Genomic DNA, 17,200 nt, shown 5'->3' with positions numbered 1-17,200 from the left:
TCCTGTTCGGAAATTACCATGAACCCTATCTACATCGTGGTTGCAGCGCCCCTTTTGCTGGGCGGCTGCACAGCCACATCCTCGATGAACGAGGCCGCCTCGTATGAAGACGCGGCAAACCCGTCGCTCGGCGTCGCCCCTCTGCGCTATCAGACACCGGTCGCAGGTTATACGCACCGCGCCCCGGTGGACCCGAAGCCCTGGCGTAACCAGAACGATGCGCAGGCTCCGAAAGGAGACGCATCATGACGATAAGCGCATTCAAACTCGCGGCCGTCCTTTCCTTCCCGGTCATTCTCGGCGGCTGCGTCACCGCTGCCGACTACACGTCGAAGAACGCTGGCTTCACCACCATCTCGGCCAGAACATCCGAAGCGACCGGAAAGCAGACGGTCTGGATACAGAACCGGGCCGAGGCGCAGGCAACCGCAACCCGCGTCAAATCGCTGATGTCAGCGAAAACCATCGATGTCGAGACGGCGGTTCAGGTCGCGCTGCTCAACAACAAGGGCCTTCAGGCGGCCTATGCCGATCTGGGAGAATCGGCTGCAACCGCCTGGCAATCGACCATGCTGGTCAATCCGAGAGTCGGTATCGGGCTGACGGGGATCGGCACGCCGGGTCTCAGGGCCTACAAGGCGATCGAGGGCGTGATCGTCACCAATATTCTGGCGCTGGCCACCCTCAGACAGAATGTCGAGATTGCCGATACCGGCTTCCGCAAGGCGCAGCTCGCAGCCGCGCTGAAGACGTTGCAACTGGCGGCGGATACCCGTCGCGCCTGGATCACGGCTGTCGCCGCATGGGAAAATGTCGGCCAGCTGGCTCAGGCGCAGACTGCGGCGGATGCCGCCTCGGAACTTGCCGCAAAACTTGGAGAGGCGGGTTCGCTGAACAAGGAAGGCCAGGCCCGCGAACAGGTCTTTTATGCCGAGCTGACGGGCCAGATCGCCAAGGCGCGGCTTGAGGCCCGCCTTGCGAAGGAGGAACTGACAAGGCTGATGGGACTGTGGGGAGGGGACATCGAATACAGCATCCCCAATCGCCTGCCGCAGCTTCCGAAGGATCTCGCCAAACGCGACATGATCGAGGCCGAGACGCTGCAAAACCGCGTGGACTTGCAGATGGCGAAGCTCGATCTGGAATCCACCGCCCGGTCGTTCAAGCTCACCGAAGCCACCCGATACGTGACCGATCTCGAGCTTCGTTCCGGCTTCGAGACCGAACGCGAACTTGAAGACGGCGAAAAACACAAACAGACAACGGGCAATGCCGAACTGGAATTCGTCATTCCGATCTTCGATTCCGGTCGGGCAAGAATGCGGGAATCCGAACTCGCCTATATGCGTGCGGCAAACCTGCTGGCGGAAAAGGCGGTCAATGTCCGCTCGGAGGCCCGCTCGGCCTATCAGGCCTATCGCTCGAACTACGACATCGCCCGGCACTATCGCAACAGCGTGGTGCCGCTGCGCACGAAGATCGAGGAGGAGTCGCTGCTCACCTATAACGGCATGCTCACCAACACCTTCGAACTGCTCGCCGACAGCCGGGAAAAGGTCAATTCGAACCTGCTGGCCATCAATGCCAAACGCGACTTCTGGCTCGCGGAAGCCGGCCTTGCCCCTGCCATTTACGGCGGCGGCGCAGGTGCGGCAGGCACAGAGACCGAAGTTGCCGCCGCTAGCGGCAGCGGTGGCGGACATTGAGAAAGGAAACGACCATGTTCAATAGAAGAAACTTTCTGGGCGTCGGCGCCGCGATGGTCTCTACGGCGGCCTGGGCAAAGACATCGAATAGCAGCCTGCCGGAAGCGGCCATGATGGAAACGGCGGCGACTCAAGCCCCGATCAAGCCCACCACCGGGCCCGATTACAATCCGGTCGTCACCCTCAACGGCTGGACCCTGCCCTTCCGGATGAACAACGGCGTCAAGGAATTCCACCTTGTCGCCGAGCCGGTGGAGCGCGAGATGGCGGAGGGCATGACCGCCCGCCTCTGGGGTTATAACGGCCAGTCACCCGGCCCGACCATCGAGGCCGTCGAAGGCGACCGGGTACGCATTTTCGTCACCAACAAGCTGCCGGAACATACGACGATCCACTGGCACGGCATGATCCTGCCGTCGGGCATGGACGGCGTCGGCGGCCTGTCGCAGCCACATATCCCGGTTGGCAAGACCTTCGTCTACGAGTTCGATCTCGTGAAATCGGGCACCTTCATGTACCACCCGCATTCGGACGAAATGGTGCAGATGGCGATGGGCATGATGGGTTTCTTCGTGATCCATCCGAAGGACCCGACATTCATGCCTGTTGATCGGGACTTCGTATTCCTGATCAACGCCTTCGACATCAGCCCCGGCTCCTACGTGCCGAAAATCATGACGATGACGGATTTCAATCTGTGGTCATGGAACAGCCGGGTGTTTCCGGGCATCGATCCGCTGGTGGTCTCCAAGGACGACCGGGTCCGCGTGCGCGTCGGCAACCTGACCATGACCAACCATCCGATCCACATGCACGGTTATGATTTCGAAGTGACCTGCACCGATGGCGGCTGGGTGCGCCCGGAGGCGCGCTGGCCGGAGGTCAGCATCGACATACCTGTCGGCGCGATGCGGGCCTATGAATTCGACGCCAAATATGTCGGTGACTGGGCGATCCATTGCCACAAGTCGCACCATACGATGAATGCGATGGGGCACGACGTCCCGACCTTCATCGGCGTCGACAAGAAGACCGTCACTGAAAAAATCCGCAAGGTCCAGCCGGAATATATGCCGATGGGCACCGCCGGCATGGCCGATATGGGCGCGATGGAAATGGAAATCCCGGAGAACACCGTTCCCATGATGACCGGCTGGGGTCCGCACGGTCCCATCGAAATGGGCGGCATGTTCTCCGTGGTGAAGGTCCGCGAAGGCATCTCCGCAGGAGATTACACCGATCCCGGCTGGTACGAAAATCCTCAGGGAACCCAGGCCTGGGAATGGACCGGCGACGTGCCGGATACCGAAAAAACCAATGACCCAAAAACACAGATCACACCGAAACCGATGAAACACGGCTGATCGTGCAGACCACAACCCCACAGACCAAGGAAACCACGCAATGACCAGACTGAAACTTGCACTGCTTCTCACCGCTCTTGCCACGCCCGCCTTCGCATCGGGCACCCATGGCGGCGGCCATGCGATGGCCATCGGCGAACCCGGCGACAAATCCAAGGTTACCCAGACAATTCAGGTGACCATGAAGGAAACGCCTGATGGCAAGATGCTGTTCACGCCCGCCAAGTTCGAATTCAAGAAGGGCAAGACCGTACGCTTTGCCGTGAAGAATGTCGGCGAACTGGACCATGAATTCATTCTCGACGAACAGAGCGCCAATCTGGAGCACAAGGCCGCGATGGAAAAGGCCCCGGAGATGGAACATGACAATCCGAATGCGATCAGCCTTGCTCCCGGCGAAAGCGGGGAAATCATCTGGAAATTCACCAATGACGGCATGTTCGAATTCGCCTGCCTGAAACCCGGACATTACGAGGCCGGCATGCGTGGCGATCTCAAAGTCTCGGCAAAATAACCCATCAAAAAGGAATCTGACCATGAAGACGATCGTTAAAATCTCCTTTGCAGCAGCGCTCCTGCTTGCCGCTCCCTTCGGCGCATTCGCACAGGAATTCACCAAGGGCACGGTGAAGAAGGTCGACGCCACGGCCAAGAAAGTCACCATCATCCATGAGGAACTGAAGAACCTCGATATGCCGGCCATGACGATGGTGTTCCGCGTTAAGGACGACGCGCTGCTCGCCAAGCTTAGGGAAGGCGCGAACATCGAGTTCGTCGCCGAACGTGCGGACGGCAAGCTGGTCGTCGCCCAGGTGAAGTAAGGCATATCAACCCGCGCACGCCCGTGACTGACCGGACAGGCACAGGCGTGCGCGATTAAACGTGTGGCGATCGAACCCACACAATTTGTTACCCTCGGACAATTCTGGACCGGGGTCGGGAATAAGGTGATCGCAAAGCGCTCCCATGCCAAATTATTTTCTACAAAATAGATAGAAAAAGAACGACCTGTCTTTCTTGAAACACTTCTCATGCCTAGTTTAGCTGTCACCATCGGTCGCTCTCAAGGAGGACCGATGGTGAGTGAAATCCTGTATCGACCCGGCAATCTGCGCGGCTGCGTTGGATACCGGAGCAATATCGGTCCGGTTGAATTGGAGAAAAGGTGACACGATACGTTATCATTGGCGCAGGCGCGGTCGGCGCGAGCCTTGCCGCACAGTTCGAGCTTTCCGGCATCGAATACGCCTTGATCGGACGCGGTGCACAAATCGCTTCCATCATCAAACACGGCTTGAGCTATCAGCGCCCCTCGGGCACGCGGCAGATAAGGCTGAATGCCTTCGATGTATCCGATCCGCCGGAACTGACGCTCGATGACATCCTGCTGCTAACCGTCAAGACCCAGGATGCGGCAGCCACGCTGGCAGACTGGTCATGGCGTCAGGTATCGGGAGCAGAGGGCACGACGGCAGCCCGATTACCGCTGGTTACCTTTCAGAACGGTCTGGCGACGGAAGCGCTGGCGCTCAGGACCTTCGCCAATGTTTATGCTGCCAGCATTCTGACCCCTGCACGGTTTACGCAAACGGGCGCAGTTGCGGCGGCCGGCAATCCGCAAGTCGGCGTGGTCACCATAGGACGTTTCCCGGCCGGTTCCGACACTACGGCAATTGAGATCGCCGCAGACCTTATTCGCGCCGATTATCTTGCGGAAACCAGCAACGATATCCGCCGCTGGAAATCGGCAAAACTGCTTCACAACGTCCGCAATGCGCTGGATCTGTTCGACGGAGAGGACGACCAGAGGGCATCGATCGGCGAAGCGCTGGTCCATGAAGCCCGTCAGGCCCTTGAGGCAGCCGGATACAATCTCGCCTCCCCTTCCGAGCGTACCATCGACATTTCAGGCTGGAATATTGCTCAAAACAGCGGCATCGAGCCCGGCCAGCAATCGACCTGGCAGAGCTTCGCCCGGGGTGCTTCCAGCGAGGTCGATTTTCTCAACGGGGAAATCGTGCTGCTCGGGCGTCTGCACAACATCGCGACACCATATAACGAGGCCATCCAGTCTCTCGCCGGCAGGCTTGCACAGCAGGGCGGTTTCGCGAAGGCGGCGCCACTCGACGCGATCCGGTCTCTCGCCGGACAATTCCAGGATCGCGACAAGATCGGTCTTGCCGCCGTGCAATGATGCGTGCGGCCTGTTCCTCACATGAAACCCACAAGACTGAAGCGATAAAATGAGAGAAGCCATTCCAGATCAGATTATCACCGCCGCCGGTGCGCTATTTTACAACGAAGGTATCCGGGCAGTCGGGATCGACCGCATCATCGAAGAAGCAAAGGTCGCAAAAGCTACTCTCTATCGACATTTTCCGTCCAAGGATCATCTCGTTGCAGCCTATCTCCAGGATCGCCACGACCGCGTCATTCGCTCGCTGCGGGATGTTCTGGCCGCGACGATTGATCCGCGGGACCAGATCCAGGTGATTTTCGAGCGGCTTTACGAGAAAGCGGACAGCCCCGAATTCAGAGGCTGCGCCTTTGCACTCGCGGTCGCCGAACATGGTGATTCCGAACGGGTCGTCACCGTGGCGAGAACCCATAAACGGATGGTGCGGGACATCTTCGAGGCTGTCATGTTGAAGGCCGGGGTCCGGCTGGATCAGGCCGCCTCCCATCTTTCGCTTCTTTATGAGGGCGCGCTTGCCACGGTTGCGGTCGGGCGCGATCCACATGCCGTTCTCATCGCCCAGGATTGCGCGCTCTCGGTGTTCGATCTCGCAACCGGCCAGACATCCTCAGGAGACAAGGCATGACAAAGACCATCGACTATTTCTTCGGCATCGGCTCCCCCTGGTCCTTCCTCGGGCTGGAGCCTTTCTCCGCCCTTGCCGGTGAACAGAACGCCACGATCCGGCCCTATGTCATCCCGCTGATCGAGGATAATGGCGCGATCTATTCGCGCAACCGCCCGGAGGCGCGCCGCGCCTACTGGACGAAGGATTTGAAGCGCTGGGCTGCCCTGCGCGGCAAATCGCTGAACTTCGACAACCGCTCTGCCCTTTCCGATCCCACCCCGGCCGGCTTCATGGTCATTGCCGCCATCGATGCGGGCAAGGACTGGCTGAAGCTGACCAAGGCGCTCCAGGAGGCCTTCTGGGAAGGCGGTAAAGACATCGGCAACGCCAAAATCCGCCGCGCAATCGCTGACGGGGCCGGTTTCGATGGCACGGCGCTGGACGAACGTGGTGGAAGCGACGACGTCGCCACAATCTGGAAAGCCAATTACGAGGCCGCGAAGACGGCGGGCGTGTTCGGGCTTCCGACATTCCGTTACGAGGGCGAGCTTTATTGGGGGCAGGACAGCCTGCCCTTCCTCGAACGTCATCTCAAGGGCGAAAAACTGGTCGCCTGATCCCTGCCGGAAACGGGCGCTCCTTGCCATCAGGCTGCGCCCGGTTTTCGACTGTCTCCAGACTGTTTTTGCGGAGTTTCTCATGTTTCTTCCTCTCAACCGGCGTCGCACAGATAGATCCGGAGCCGAGCGATGAGCGCGCTGTCTTCCTTTCTCTCAGAAGCGTTGCGCAACCGTTTCGGTGAACGCTTTTCCACCGCGCAGGCATTGCGGGAACAGCATGGCCGTGGCGAATCCCACCATACGCCGGCTATTCCCGACGCCGTCGTTTTTGCGGAAAGCACGGACGAGGTGGCGGAAATCGTGCGGCTTTGCGCCACTGAAGGTGTTCCCGTCATCGCCTTCGGCACCGGCACCTCGCTCGAGGGACATCTGACGGCGGTGCGCGGCGGCGTCTCGGTCGATCTGTCACGCATGTCGAAAATCGTTCGTATCAGCGCCGAGGATCTCGATTGCACGGTGGAGGCCGGCGTCACACGCGAGCAACTGAATACGCACCTGCGCGACATGGGTCTGTTCTTTCCGATCGATCCGGGTGCCAACGCCTCGATCGGCGGCATGGCCGCAACGCGTGCGTCCGGCACCAATGCCGTGCGCTACGGTACCATGCGTGAAAACGTCCTGTCGCTGACGGTCGTTTTGCCGACTGGTCAGGTGATCCGCACCGGTGGACGAGCACGCAAGTCATCGGCAGGTTACGATCTGACGCGACTGTTCGTCGGCTCGGAAGGAACGCTCGGCATCATCACGGAAGTGACGTTGCGACTTTACGGGATTCCGGAAACCATCTCGGCAGCACTCTGCTCCTTCGAAAGCGTCGAACAGGCGGTTGCCGCAGCCATCGCAGTGGTACAGCTCGGCATTCCCGTCGCCAGAATGGAATTGATGGACCGTGGCCTGATCGAAGCCGTCAACGCTTATTCCAATCTTTCCCTCAAAGTCGAAGACACGCTCGCCTTCGAATTCCACGGTTCGCCGGCCGGCGTGCAGGAGCAGGTCGAAATGGTCGCCGCCATAGTGGAAGACAATGGCGGCCGGGATTTCGAATGGGCGAATGCGCCGGAAGACCGTAACCGCCTGTGGAAGGCGCGTCACAATGCGTTTTACGCCGTAGTTTCCCAGCGCCCGAACGCCAAGGGCTGGTCCTCCGATGTATGTGTGCCGGTCTCCGAATTGAGCGGCTGCATCGTCAGGACCCGTGAACTGCTGCGCGACTGCAGCGTGCCCGCCGCCATTCTCGGCCATGTGGGCGATGGCAACTATCATGTGGTCTTCGCTGTCGATCCTTCGAACCAGACGGAACTCGATGAGGTGGCCGCGATCAACAAGAAGATGGTGCAGCACGCCATCTCGGTCGGCGGCACCTCCACCGGCGAGCATGGGGTCGGCACCGGCAAGATCGCTTATCTGCGACAGGAACACGGCGATGCCGTGGACCTCATGGCCGTCATCAAAAACGCCATCGATCCGGCCGGTATCATGAATCCGGGCAAAATCCTGCCGAGCCAGGACTTGCCCGGCCGCCGAGAAACACTCTGACCACGCGGGATTTCGCAGATGGATAATTATAGGACCCACAGCTCTCACTGGGGTGCGTTTTCCGGCCGTTACAACAACGGTAAGCTCGATATCCGTCCGCATCCCAGCGATCCGCGCCCTTCGCCCTTGCTCGGCAATCTGCCGGCGATCGCCGATAGCTCGGCACGAATCCGCCGTCCGGCGATCCGGCGCGGCTGGCTGGAGGGAAGGCCCGGCAACGCGCAGATGCGGGGGGCGGATGAGTATGTGGAAGTCAGCTGGCCGCAGGCGGCGGATATCGTCGCGAAGGAGCTTCAGCGCGTTTATGCAAATCACGGCCCCCGGGCCGTATTCGGCGGATCCTATGGCTGGTCGAGCGCCGGCCGTTTCCATCACGCCCAGAGCCAGGTTCACCGTTTTCTGAACGTGCTTGGCGGCTATGTGCGCTCCGTCAATACCTATAGTTCCGGCGCGGCAATGGTCATCATTCCGCATGTGCTCGGACCCTATGATCACTTCGACCGCAAGAGCGTCACCTGGGATGCGATCGAGCGCAGCAGCGAATTGATCGTCGCCTTCGGCGGCATGGCGATCAAGAACACGGACGTGCATGGCGGCGGCAATAGCGTGCATGTCGTACCGCAGAAGTTGAAGGGCGCGCGTGCACGCGGCGCACGTTTCGTGCTGATCAGCCCGCTGAAAGACGATTTTCCAAAAGACCTGAACGCAGAATGGCTGCCGATCATTCCCGGTACCGATGTTGCCCTGATGCTCGGCCTTGCCCATGTTCTCGTCACCGAGGGCCTGCATGATCGCGGATTTCTCGACCGCTACACCGTCGGCTACCAGCGTTTCGAGGACTACCTGCTGGGTCGGACCGATGGCGTCGCGAAAAGCCCGGAATGGGCGTCCGGCATTTGCGGCATCGACACGGACACGATCAAAAGACTCTCCCGCGCCATGGCGAGCACGAGAACATTGATCACCGTCAGCCATTCGCTTCAGCGCGCCGATTATGGCGAGCAACCGGTCTGGCTGGGCATCGTGCTGGCCGCCATGCTTGGGCAGATGGGCCTGGACGGCGGCGGATATTCCTATTCTCTCGGCGCTTTGGGCAATGTCGGCAAGCACCTGCTGGCCGTTCCCCTGCCAACCCTCAGCCAGTTCAAAAATCCGGTCGCGGATTTCATTCCGGTCGCGCGTATTGCCGACATGCTGCTCAATCCGGGCGAGGAATATCACTATAACGGCCAGAGGATGCGCTATCCCGATATCCGGCTGGTTTACTGGGCGGGCGGCAACCCGTTTCACCACCATCAGGATATCAACAGGCTGCGGGCTGCCTTCAGAAGGCCGGAAACCATTATCGTCCACGAGACCGCTTGGACATCTTCGGCGCGGCATGCCGATATCGTGCTGCCGGCGACAACGACACTCGAGCGCGACGATATTGGCGCGGCTGACCGCGATCCTCTGATGATCGCGATGAAAAAGCTGATCGAGCCGGTTGGCGAGGCGCGCGATGACTATGAAATCTTCTCCGAGATCGCACGCAGCCTCGGCAAAGTCGAAGCCTTCACCGAAAACCGCAGCAGCCGGGAATGGCTTGCCTTCCTTTATGAAACAACGCGTGGGGCGCTGGCGGCGGGCGGGCATGAGGCTCCCGATTTCGAGACATTCTGGGAGCGTGGAGAAATAAGCCTGCCGCTCAAGCCGGATGATGGCGGGCCTGCGCGGGCCTTCCGGGACGACCCCTCGGCCTTCCCGCTGAAGACCCCATCCGGAAAAATCGAAATCTTCTCGCAGACGATCGAGGGTTTCGGCTATGACGATTGCGGTGGCCATCCGCAATGGTATCCCGGCAGGTCGAAATCGGAAGACGAAGCCCTCCATCCGCTGCATCTGGTGTGCAACCAGCCGCATCAGCGGCTGCACAGCCAGCTCGATTACGGCGCTTTCAGCCGCTCCACCAAAATCAGGAGCCGGGAACCGGTGCGCATCAACCCCGAAGACGCCGCCCGGCGCGGCATTGCCGATGGCGATATCGTCCGACTGTTCAACAGCCGCGGCAGCTGCCTTGCCGCAGCCGTTCTGAGCACGGATGTGCGCCACGGCGTGATGCAACTGGCAACCGGCGCGTGGTTCGAACCGCATGACCCGCAAGCGGAACATGCCATGTGCATTCACGGCAATCCCAACATTTTGACGCGCGATATCGGCACCTCGAAACTGGCGCAGGGTTCGACCGGGCAGATCACCAGAGTCGAGGTCGAACGTTTTGCCGGGGAAGCACCGCCGGTGCGGATTTTCGAAAAGATGACATTTGCAAAAGAGACAACGGGGCGGTGATCGTCTCGCTGGCCTACCTACGGCCACCGCGTTCCGACACCGGCCGAAAAGGCCCATCGCCGGGCGAAACGAGCGTCGGAAAAGCTGATCCTACCACCTTCGGAAACTGCGGCAAAATAATCCATTAATTCGATAGAAAAAGAACAACTGGTCTTTCTCCTTCAGGCTACCGTGCTACGCTATGCATCAAGATCCGAATTTCAAAAACAAAGGGACCGCGTCATGACCGCACGATGTATCAGCAAGCACGGCCTGCGATCGAATGAGCCGTCAAGGGCTGAACAGTAACGGCAACGCCGTAACATCGGTCGGACCCTCCCAGAGGTCACGCAGGCACATTTATCCCGATTTCAGGACATTGGAACCACCGGCAGGACTGTCGTGTGAACGCCTTCCCGTATGCGCAATTTGCAGACGTGAAGCGCAACGGTGGCCCTGAAATCACAAAGACATAACTCGCCAATCAGGATTTTTTTAATGACTGTACGTTCTTCCCTTTTTCCCTTTTCTCGCCGGGGTCTGCTAACAACCACTCTTGCAGGCGCATTCGCGCTTCTGACGGCGGTGGGACCTGCTCCGGTTGAGGCCGCCGATAGTCCGCACAACGGCGGTGACATCACCTTCCTTATCGATTCACTTGGCGATACCTGGATCCCGAACAATAGCGCAATTTCCAGCTTTCAGGGCCACATCTGGGGCCATGTGGCCGACAAGCTTCTTTATGTCGATGCCGACGGCAAGGTCAGCCCATGGCTTGCCGAGCGCTGGGAGCAGAATGACACGGCCACCGAGTTCACACTTCACCTCAAAAGCGGCGTGACCTTCTCCGATGGCACGCCTCTCGATGCATCGGCGGTCGTTGCCAATCTCGACATCTGGTATGCTGGCCGCAAGAACGAAGGCATCAACCCGATCGGTCTTTTCCCCAAGACCTATGACCGCGCCGAGGCGGTGGACGCGACCACGGTGAAGGTCTTCTTCAAGAAGCCGACGCTCGGCTTTATTCCGACGCTCGGCTATCATGGCTCGATCCTGATTTCCCCGAAGACCATCGCGCAGCCCGCAACCCAGCAGGCGGACCTCAGCAAGACCTCCGGCAGCGGCCCCTATGTGGTCGAATCCTGGAAGGAAGGCGATTACGTCAAGCTGGTCAAACGCAAGGATTACAATTGGGGTCCGGCAGCCGTCGGCCATACCGGACCGGCCTTCCTGGATTCCATTACCTACAAGCTCGTGTTGGAACCCTCCCTGCGTGTCGCCTCCGTCCAGTCCGGCCAGGCCGATGTCGCATACAATGCTTCGCCTCAGGAGCTGAAGTCGCTGCACGAGGAGGGCTTTACCGTCGCGACACCGCGTTATCTCGGCTTCGTGAATGGCTGGGCGGTCAACACCAAGCTTCCTCCCTATGATGACGTGAAGGTTCGTCAGGCGCTTCAGACCGGCATTAACCGGCAGGAAATCATCGACACCGTCTATACCCCGGACTGGAAACTCGCCACATCCTTCATCCAGAGCAACGTGCCGGGTGCGACCGATCACAGCGGTCTTCTCGCTTATGATCCCGCAAAGGCCGAAAAGCTGCTCGACGAGGCCGGCTGGGTGAAGGGCGCCGACGGCATCCGGACGAAGGACGGCAAACCGCTGTCGCTGACGATCCACTCCAATCCCTATCTCGCAACCTCGAAGTCGGTCGATGAACTCATCGCCCAGCAACTCGGCAAGATCGGCTGGAAAGTCGCTATCCGCGCTTACGATGTCGTCACCTTCGGTGAGAAGGTCAAATTCGGCGGTGCGGCCGTGCCAACCTATGAGGTGACACGCAGCTTCATCGATGCAGGCACCGTCGCCAGCATTCTCACCAACGCCAATAATGGCGAGAACTGGTTCGCCCTCGACGACCGCGACACGACGCTCAATGGGCTGCGCGACAAGATCGCCGGGGCCGGTTCCGTTGATGAGCGTAGCCCGCTTCTCGACGAGTTGCAGAAATACGTCCTCGAGCAGGGCTATTTCATTCCCAGAACACAGATCGTGCAGCGGATCTACGTGCAGTCACCAAAGCTGAAGGGCGAAGTGTATAATGGCGTGGCTTATGCCAGCTACTACACCGCCTCCATCAGCGACTGACGGACACAAACGTGAAGGAGGTCACCGGCATGAGCAATGCCTACCTAACCTACGCCGCCAAGCGGCTTGGCCAGGCGGTCGTCGTCATACTGCTGGCTTATGTCTTCACCTTCGTGGTCGTCAGCATCCTGCCTGGCGACCCGATCACCAGCGTGCTGCGCAACCCTCAGAACGGGTTCACGGAGCAGGAGATCGCGGAAATCATCGCCGCGCAGGGGCTGGACAGACCGGTCATCGTGCAGCTGTGGTCGGCCCTGTCTGGTTTTCTGACAGGCGATCTGGGTCTCTCGATGCGATCCAATCGGCCCGTGGCGACCTTGATCACCGAGGTGTTGCCCTCGACGCTTATTCTCGCATCGGCAGGTCTTGCGGTCGCCCTGGTGCTGGCAATGGCGGTTGCCTATGGAACCCAGGTCGTACCCAAACGGTTCGGGCAGGGCTTGCTGAGAGGGTTTCCTTCCCTGTTCCTGTCCGTGCCCAATTTCGTGATCGGGCTGGTGCTCATCCACGTCTTCGGCTTCCAGATCGGCCTATTCCGGGTGATCGATCCCAACAGTTTCTGGGCGACGCTCTTTGCGGCAGTCGCGCTGGGAATTCCAGTTTCAGCGCAGATTGCCGAAGTGCTCATCGCAAATCTCGATAAAGAAGCCGAGCAGGAATACGCCGCCGTCGCGCGCGGTCGCGGCATCGGGCAGCTGCGCCTCTTCACGAAGCATCTGCTCAAGCCCGCCTCATTGCCCGTCGTAACGGTGGTGGCGCTGACCATAGGCGAGCTTCTCGGCGGCTCGCTGATCACCGAGACTGTGTTCGGGAGAACCGGTATCGGCAGTCTCGTGCAACGCTCGGTCAGCACGCAAGATCTGCCCGTGTTGCAGGCGATCGTCTCGCTGCGAGCGGTGGTTTTCGTGCTCATCAACCTGATTGCCGATCTGCTTTACCCCTTACTTGACCCGCGCGTGCAAATTCTCGGCGGGCAAAAGCGTCGTCCGACCACCGCCGACGAGGCTTCCACTACCAAGGCGGTGACACCATGACGTTCTTCTCAAACGCCTCCCTGCCGAGCGCCAGCCCCGCAAGCCGGCTGACGACGCTGCGGATACCGCTAACCGTCGCGTTGTCCTTCGCCATCATCGCGCTCGTCATCGCCTGGTCGCTCGCGCCCGGCCTGTTTACCAGCCACAGCCCGGTCGTCGGCGTGCCGGCGGACAAGTTGCTCGGTCCAAGCCTCGCACACTGGTTCGGCACCGACCACCTCGGTCGCGATGTCTATACACGCGTCGTTTATGGAACGTCCTCCTCCGTATCGAGCGCGCTGGTCGCCGTGGTCATCGGCGTCTTCGCCGGCGGTCTCATCGGGCTTCTCGCGGGCTTTCTCGGCGGCTGGGTCGATATCGTCCTTGCCCGGTTGGTCGACGTACTCCTGGCGATTCCAAAATTCCTGCTGGCGGTGATTGTCGTCACCGCCATCGGCTTCGAGACCATCAATGCCGCAATCGCCACCGGCGTCTCGGCCGTGGCGGTCTTTGCCCGCGTCACGCGTGCGGAGGTCATCAAGACCAGACAGGCGACATTCGTGGAGGCTTCGTTCCTGCTCGGCGGCTCGCGCTGGTTCATCCTTCTGCGCCACGTTCTGCCGAACGCGTCACGCTCGGTGCTGCCGCTTGCCGTGTTGCAGTTCGGCGAGTCGATCCTGGTGATCGCAAGCCTTGCCTTTCTCGGATACGGCGACCCGCCGCCCGCCTCCGACTGGGGCCTGCTGATCTCGATCGGCAAGGACTACCTCAAATGGCCGTGGCTGGTATACGCCCCCGCCTTCGTCACAATCGCGACCGTCCTCTCTGTGAACAGGATCAGCCGATGGCTACGCAAGACAGACTGACCACCACTATCGCCCGCCCCCTGGCCATCGTGCCCAAGCCGTTGCAAGCGGCCCCGCTTCTTCGGGTCGACGACCTTTCGGTTGCCTACGGGCGACAAGAGGTTGTCAGCAACGTCTCCTTCGAACTCGGGCGCGGCAAGAGCCTTGCCCTCATCGGCGAGTCCGGCTCCGGCAAGTCGACGATCGCCCGCGCGATCCTCCGACTTTTGCCGAGCGGAGGACATGCGACCGGCCGCGTCACCTTCGGTGATCAGGAGATACTGGGGTTACCGGAGCGCAATTTCCGGCCATTGCGCGGACGCGCCATCGGCTTTGTCCCGCAGGACCCCGGCAATTCGCTCAACCCGGTCAGGACAATCGGCGCGCAGGCAATGGAAGCCGCAGCACTGCTCGATGAGCCTGACAAGGTGATCCGCAAGGCGCTCATTCTCGAGACTTTCGCGCAGGTGGGGCTCGACAATCCGAATGTCGTCTACGATTCCTACCCACACCAATTGTCCGGCGGCATGTTGCAGCGCGTGCTCATCGGCCTTGCGGTTCTGCCCCGTCCCTCGCTATTGGTCGCGGACGAGCCGACCTCGGCGCTCGATGTGACGATCCAGAAACGTATCCTCGATCTGCTTTCGCGGTTGCAGCAGGAACTGGGTATCAGCCTGCTCCTCATCACCCACGATCTGGCGATCGCCGCCGAACGGGCGGATTCGCTGGTGGTCCTGAAGGGTGGCACCGTTCAGGAAGCCGGAAGCACCGCATCGGTCTTTTCCGCACCCGCCTCCGCCTATGCAAGGAAACTGCATGCCGACGTCCCGGCCCTCAATCCGGACCGCTACGCCCGGCTGCGCGACCCAGGCTTCCGTTTGCTGAAGGCCGATGCCGCCACGAAGCCCAAGATCGCGATCAACGCCGTCACCAAGAATTTCAGGGTTGGCGACAGGGTACTGACGGCGGTCAACAACGTATCCTTCAACGTGCCTGCCGGCACCACCCATGCCCTGGTCGGCGAATCCGGTTCTGGCAAGACGACGACCATCCGGCTGCTGCTCGGCCTCGAGGAACCCGACACCGGCACGATATCGGTAGCCGGCGAAGAATTGACCGGCCGCTCCCACACATCGCTGCGTGCAACATGGCGTCACCTCCAGTTCGTCTACCAGAACCCGTTTACCTCGCTCGATCCGACCTGGAATATCGAGCAGCTGGTGCGCGAGCCGCTTGATCGCTTCAAGATCGGAACCCGCGCTGAACGGCTCGAAACTGTCCGCGAGGCTCTGGCCAATGTAGGCTTGAGCGAACATCTGCTCACCCGCAAACCAGCGGCCCTTTCGGGCGGCCAGCGTCAGCGCGTGGCCATTGCCCGGGCGCTGGTTCTCAGGCCTGATGTGATCGTGCTCGATGAGCCGACCTCCGCACTTGATGTCAGCGTCCAGGCCGACATCGTCGAAGTGCTGCTTTCGCTGCAGGCGAAGCTCGGCCTGACCTATGTTTTCGTCTCCCATGATCTCGCGCTGGTACGCCAGCTCGCCCACACCGTCTCGGTGATGCAGCGAGGGCGTATCGTCGAACATGGAACGGTCGTCGATATCTTCGATAATCCGCAGCATCCCTATACCGCGTCGCTGCTGGAATCGATCCCGTCAGGCGCAGCTACCATCGCCCGTGTGCCACAGGCTTCGCCCCGGCGGGTTCTCGACAAGGAAAAGATCGCATGACCATCGCCGCGCCCGCCGATACCCAGCCTGCACCCTTCCGTCCCAAACAGCGACTCGGCTTCAACACCCGGGTCTCCTTCAACGACGATGCGGGACCGGCGCAGGGGCTGCGCGAGGGTATCGAGCTGTTCAAGGCCGCCGAACAACTGGGCTATCAGTCCGGCTGGGCCTATCAGCGGCATTTCGACCATTATCTGTCCTCACCACTTCCATTCTTCGCCGCCGCCGGCCAGCACACCCGCCATATCACGCTGGGTTCTGCGGTCATCCCGATGCGTTATCAGGATCCGATCCTGCTCGCCGAGGCGGCCGGCACGACCGACCTGCTGATCGACGGGCGGCTGGAACTTGCTATCTCGACCGGCGCAAACGCCACCTTCGATGCCGTATTCGGCACGGTTGACACCGATAGCCGAACGGAAGCCAGACGCCGTCAGGCCCGCTTCCTCTCGGCGATCGCAGGCGATGTCCTGCACCGTATCGAAGGAGGAGAGGCCAATCCGGAGGGCACCGAACTGCGCGTGACGCCGCACAGCCCGACCCTGCGCTCACGTATTCGCCAAGGTGCTGCCAGCATTGGTTCGGCCGTGCAGGCGGCGGAACTCGGCATCGGCCTTATCTCGGGAACCGTCCAGCACGATCAGGCCGAAGGCGAGACTTTCGGACACTATCAGGCCCGCATCATCGAGGCTTTCCGCTCCACATGGCGCAAGACGTGGGAAACGGAACCGCCGCCGGTTGCCGTCGCCGCCTCCATTCTGGTTGGCACCACCACCGAGCTTCGGGAAAAATATGCGGCCTATGATCTGGAACGGCGCACCAAGGGTATTGCCGCGTCTCGCCCCAAAGGCGCTCTCGAACAGGCAGCCCAGCCCGCAGGTTATCAGATTTCGCCCGTCTTTCAGGGCACCCCCGATCAGGTACTGGAAGCGGTGTTCAACGATCCGGGCCTTGCAGCGGCCGATGAGGTCGTACTGTTTTTGCCGCCTGCCTTCGGCCTGGCCGAAAACATACGGCTGCTGACCGACCTTGCGGAAACGGTGGGCCCAAGCCTTGGCTGGTCGCCCGCCCGCTGACTACGCCGCAGCAGTTGCTGGTCCTATATCAGACGCCGTCGCAGGGAATAT

15 protein-coding genes are annotated in these 17,200 nt (G+C 60.6%); all 15 read left to right on the top strand.

Going from position 1 to position 17,200, the window contains the following annotated elements:
• Positions 1 to 18: 18 nt before the first annotated feature.
• The 15 genes from RS75_RS00755 to RS75_RS00685 all read left to right on the top strand — a co-directional run bounded on the left by RS75_RS00755 (position 19) and on the right by RS75_RS00685 (position 17,149).
• Positions 19 to 249 (top strand): hypothetical protein, encoded by a 231-nt coding sequence (locus RS75_RS00755; RefSeq protein ID WP_045016408.1) that lies wholly within the window; start codon positions 19 to 21, stop codon positions 247 to 249.
• Entirely contained in the window at positions 246 to 1,706 is a 1,461-nt protein-coding gene (locus tag RS75_RS00750; RefSeq protein ID WP_045016406.1) for a TolC family protein, read from the top strand. The genes RS75_RS00755 and RS75_RS00750 overlap by 4 nt, the downstream gene beginning before the upstream one ends.
• A 14-nt stretch (positions 1,707 to 1,720) precedes the next feature.
• Complete coding sequence (locus RS75_RS00745; RefSeq protein WP_045016404.1) at positions 1,721 to 3,070, top strand: multicopper oxidase family protein; 1,350 nt, start codon at positions 1,721 to 1,723, stop codon at positions 3,068 to 3,070.
• 40 nt (positions 3,071 to 3,110) lie between these two features.
• Entirely contained in the window at positions 3,111 to 3,584 is a 474-nt protein-coding gene (locus tag RS75_RS00740; protein ID WP_045016402.1) for a cupredoxin domain-containing protein, read from the top strand.
• A 22-nt stretch (positions 3,585 to 3,606) separates the two neighbouring features.
• Positions 3,607 to 3,891 (top strand): copper-binding protein, encoded by a 285-nt coding sequence (locus tag RS75_RS00735; protein ID WP_045016401.1) that lies wholly within the window; start codon positions 3,607 to 3,609, stop codon positions 3,889 to 3,891.
• A gap of 344 nt (positions 3,892 to 4,235) precedes the next feature.
• Positions 4,236 to 5,264 (top strand): ketopantoate reductase family protein, encoded by a 1,029-nt coding sequence (locus tag RS75_RS00730; protein WP_045016399.1) that lies wholly within the window; start codon positions 4,236 to 4,238, stop codon positions 5,262 to 5,264.
• Between the two features lie 49 nt (positions 5,265 to 5,313).
• Positions 5,314 to 5,892 (top strand): TetR/AcrR family transcriptional regulator, encoded by a 579-nt coding sequence (locus RS75_RS00725; RefSeq protein ID WP_045016397.1) that lies wholly within the window; start codon positions 5,314 to 5,316, stop codon positions 5,890 to 5,892.
• Positions 5,889 to 6,491 (top strand): 2-hydroxychromene-2-carboxylate isomerase, encoded by a 603-nt coding sequence (locus tag RS75_RS00720; protein ID WP_045016395.1) that lies wholly within the window; start codon positions 5,889 to 5,891, stop codon positions 6,489 to 6,491. Before RS75_RS00725 ends, RS75_RS00720 begins: the two co-directional genes overlap by 4 nt.
• Before the next feature lie 132 nt (positions 6,492 to 6,623).
• The gene (locus RS75_RS00715; protein WP_045016393.1) at positions 6,624 to 8,030 is read left to right on the top strand and encodes an FAD-binding oxidoreductase; all 1,407 of its coding nucleotides are present in this window, start codon (positions 6,624 to 6,626) and stop codon (positions 8,028 to 8,030) included.
• An 18-nt stretch (positions 8,031 to 8,048) separates the two neighbouring features.
• Positions 8,049 to 10,358, top strand: a complete 2,310-nt coding sequence (locus RS75_RS00710) for a molybdopterin guanine dinucleotide-containing S/N-oxide reductase (protein WP_045016391.1) — start codon at positions 8,049 to 8,051, stop codon at positions 10,356 to 10,358.
• A gap of 477 nt (positions 10,359 to 10,835) precedes the next feature.
• The gene (locus RS75_RS00705) at positions 10,836 to 12,485 is read left to right on the top strand and encodes an ABC transporter substrate-binding protein (protein ID WP_045016389.1); all 1,650 of its coding nucleotides are present in this window, start codon (positions 10,836 to 10,838) and stop codon (positions 12,483 to 12,485) included.
• Between the two features lie 29 nt (positions 12,486 to 12,514).
• Positions 12,515 to 13,519: an ABC transporter permease gene (locus tag RS75_RS00700; protein WP_045016387.1), complete on the top strand. Its 1,005-nt coding sequence runs from the start codon at positions 12,515 to 12,517 to the stop codon at positions 13,517 to 13,519.
• Positions 13,516 to 14,364 (top strand): ABC transporter permease, encoded by an 849-nt coding sequence (locus RS75_RS00695; protein WP_045016384.1) that lies wholly within the window; start codon positions 13,516 to 13,518, stop codon positions 14,362 to 14,364. The genes RS75_RS00700 and RS75_RS00695 overlap by 4 nt, the downstream gene beginning before the upstream one ends.
• Positions 14,343 to 16,073, top strand: coding sequence for a dipeptide ABC transporter ATP-binding protein (locus RS75_RS00690; protein WP_045016382.1), 1,731 nt, complete (start codon positions 14,343 to 14,345; stop codon positions 16,071 to 16,073). The genes RS75_RS00695 and RS75_RS00690 overlap by 22 nt, the downstream gene beginning before the upstream one ends.
• Complete coding sequence (locus RS75_RS00685; RefSeq protein WP_045016380.1) at positions 16,070 to 17,149, top strand: LLM class flavin-dependent oxidoreductase; 1,080 nt, start codon at positions 16,070 to 16,072, stop codon at positions 17,147 to 17,149. Before RS75_RS00690 ends, RS75_RS00685 begins: the two co-directional genes overlap by 4 nt.
• Positions 17,150 to 17,200 lie beyond the last annotated feature (51 nt).

Source organism: Rhizobium nepotum 39/7, from assembly GCF_000949865.1.
GTDB lineage: Bacteria > Pseudomonadota > Alphaproteobacteria > Rhizobiales > Rhizobiaceae > Agrobacterium > Agrobacterium nepotum.
This window is presented reverse-complemented; position numbering and strand designations above follow the sequence as displayed.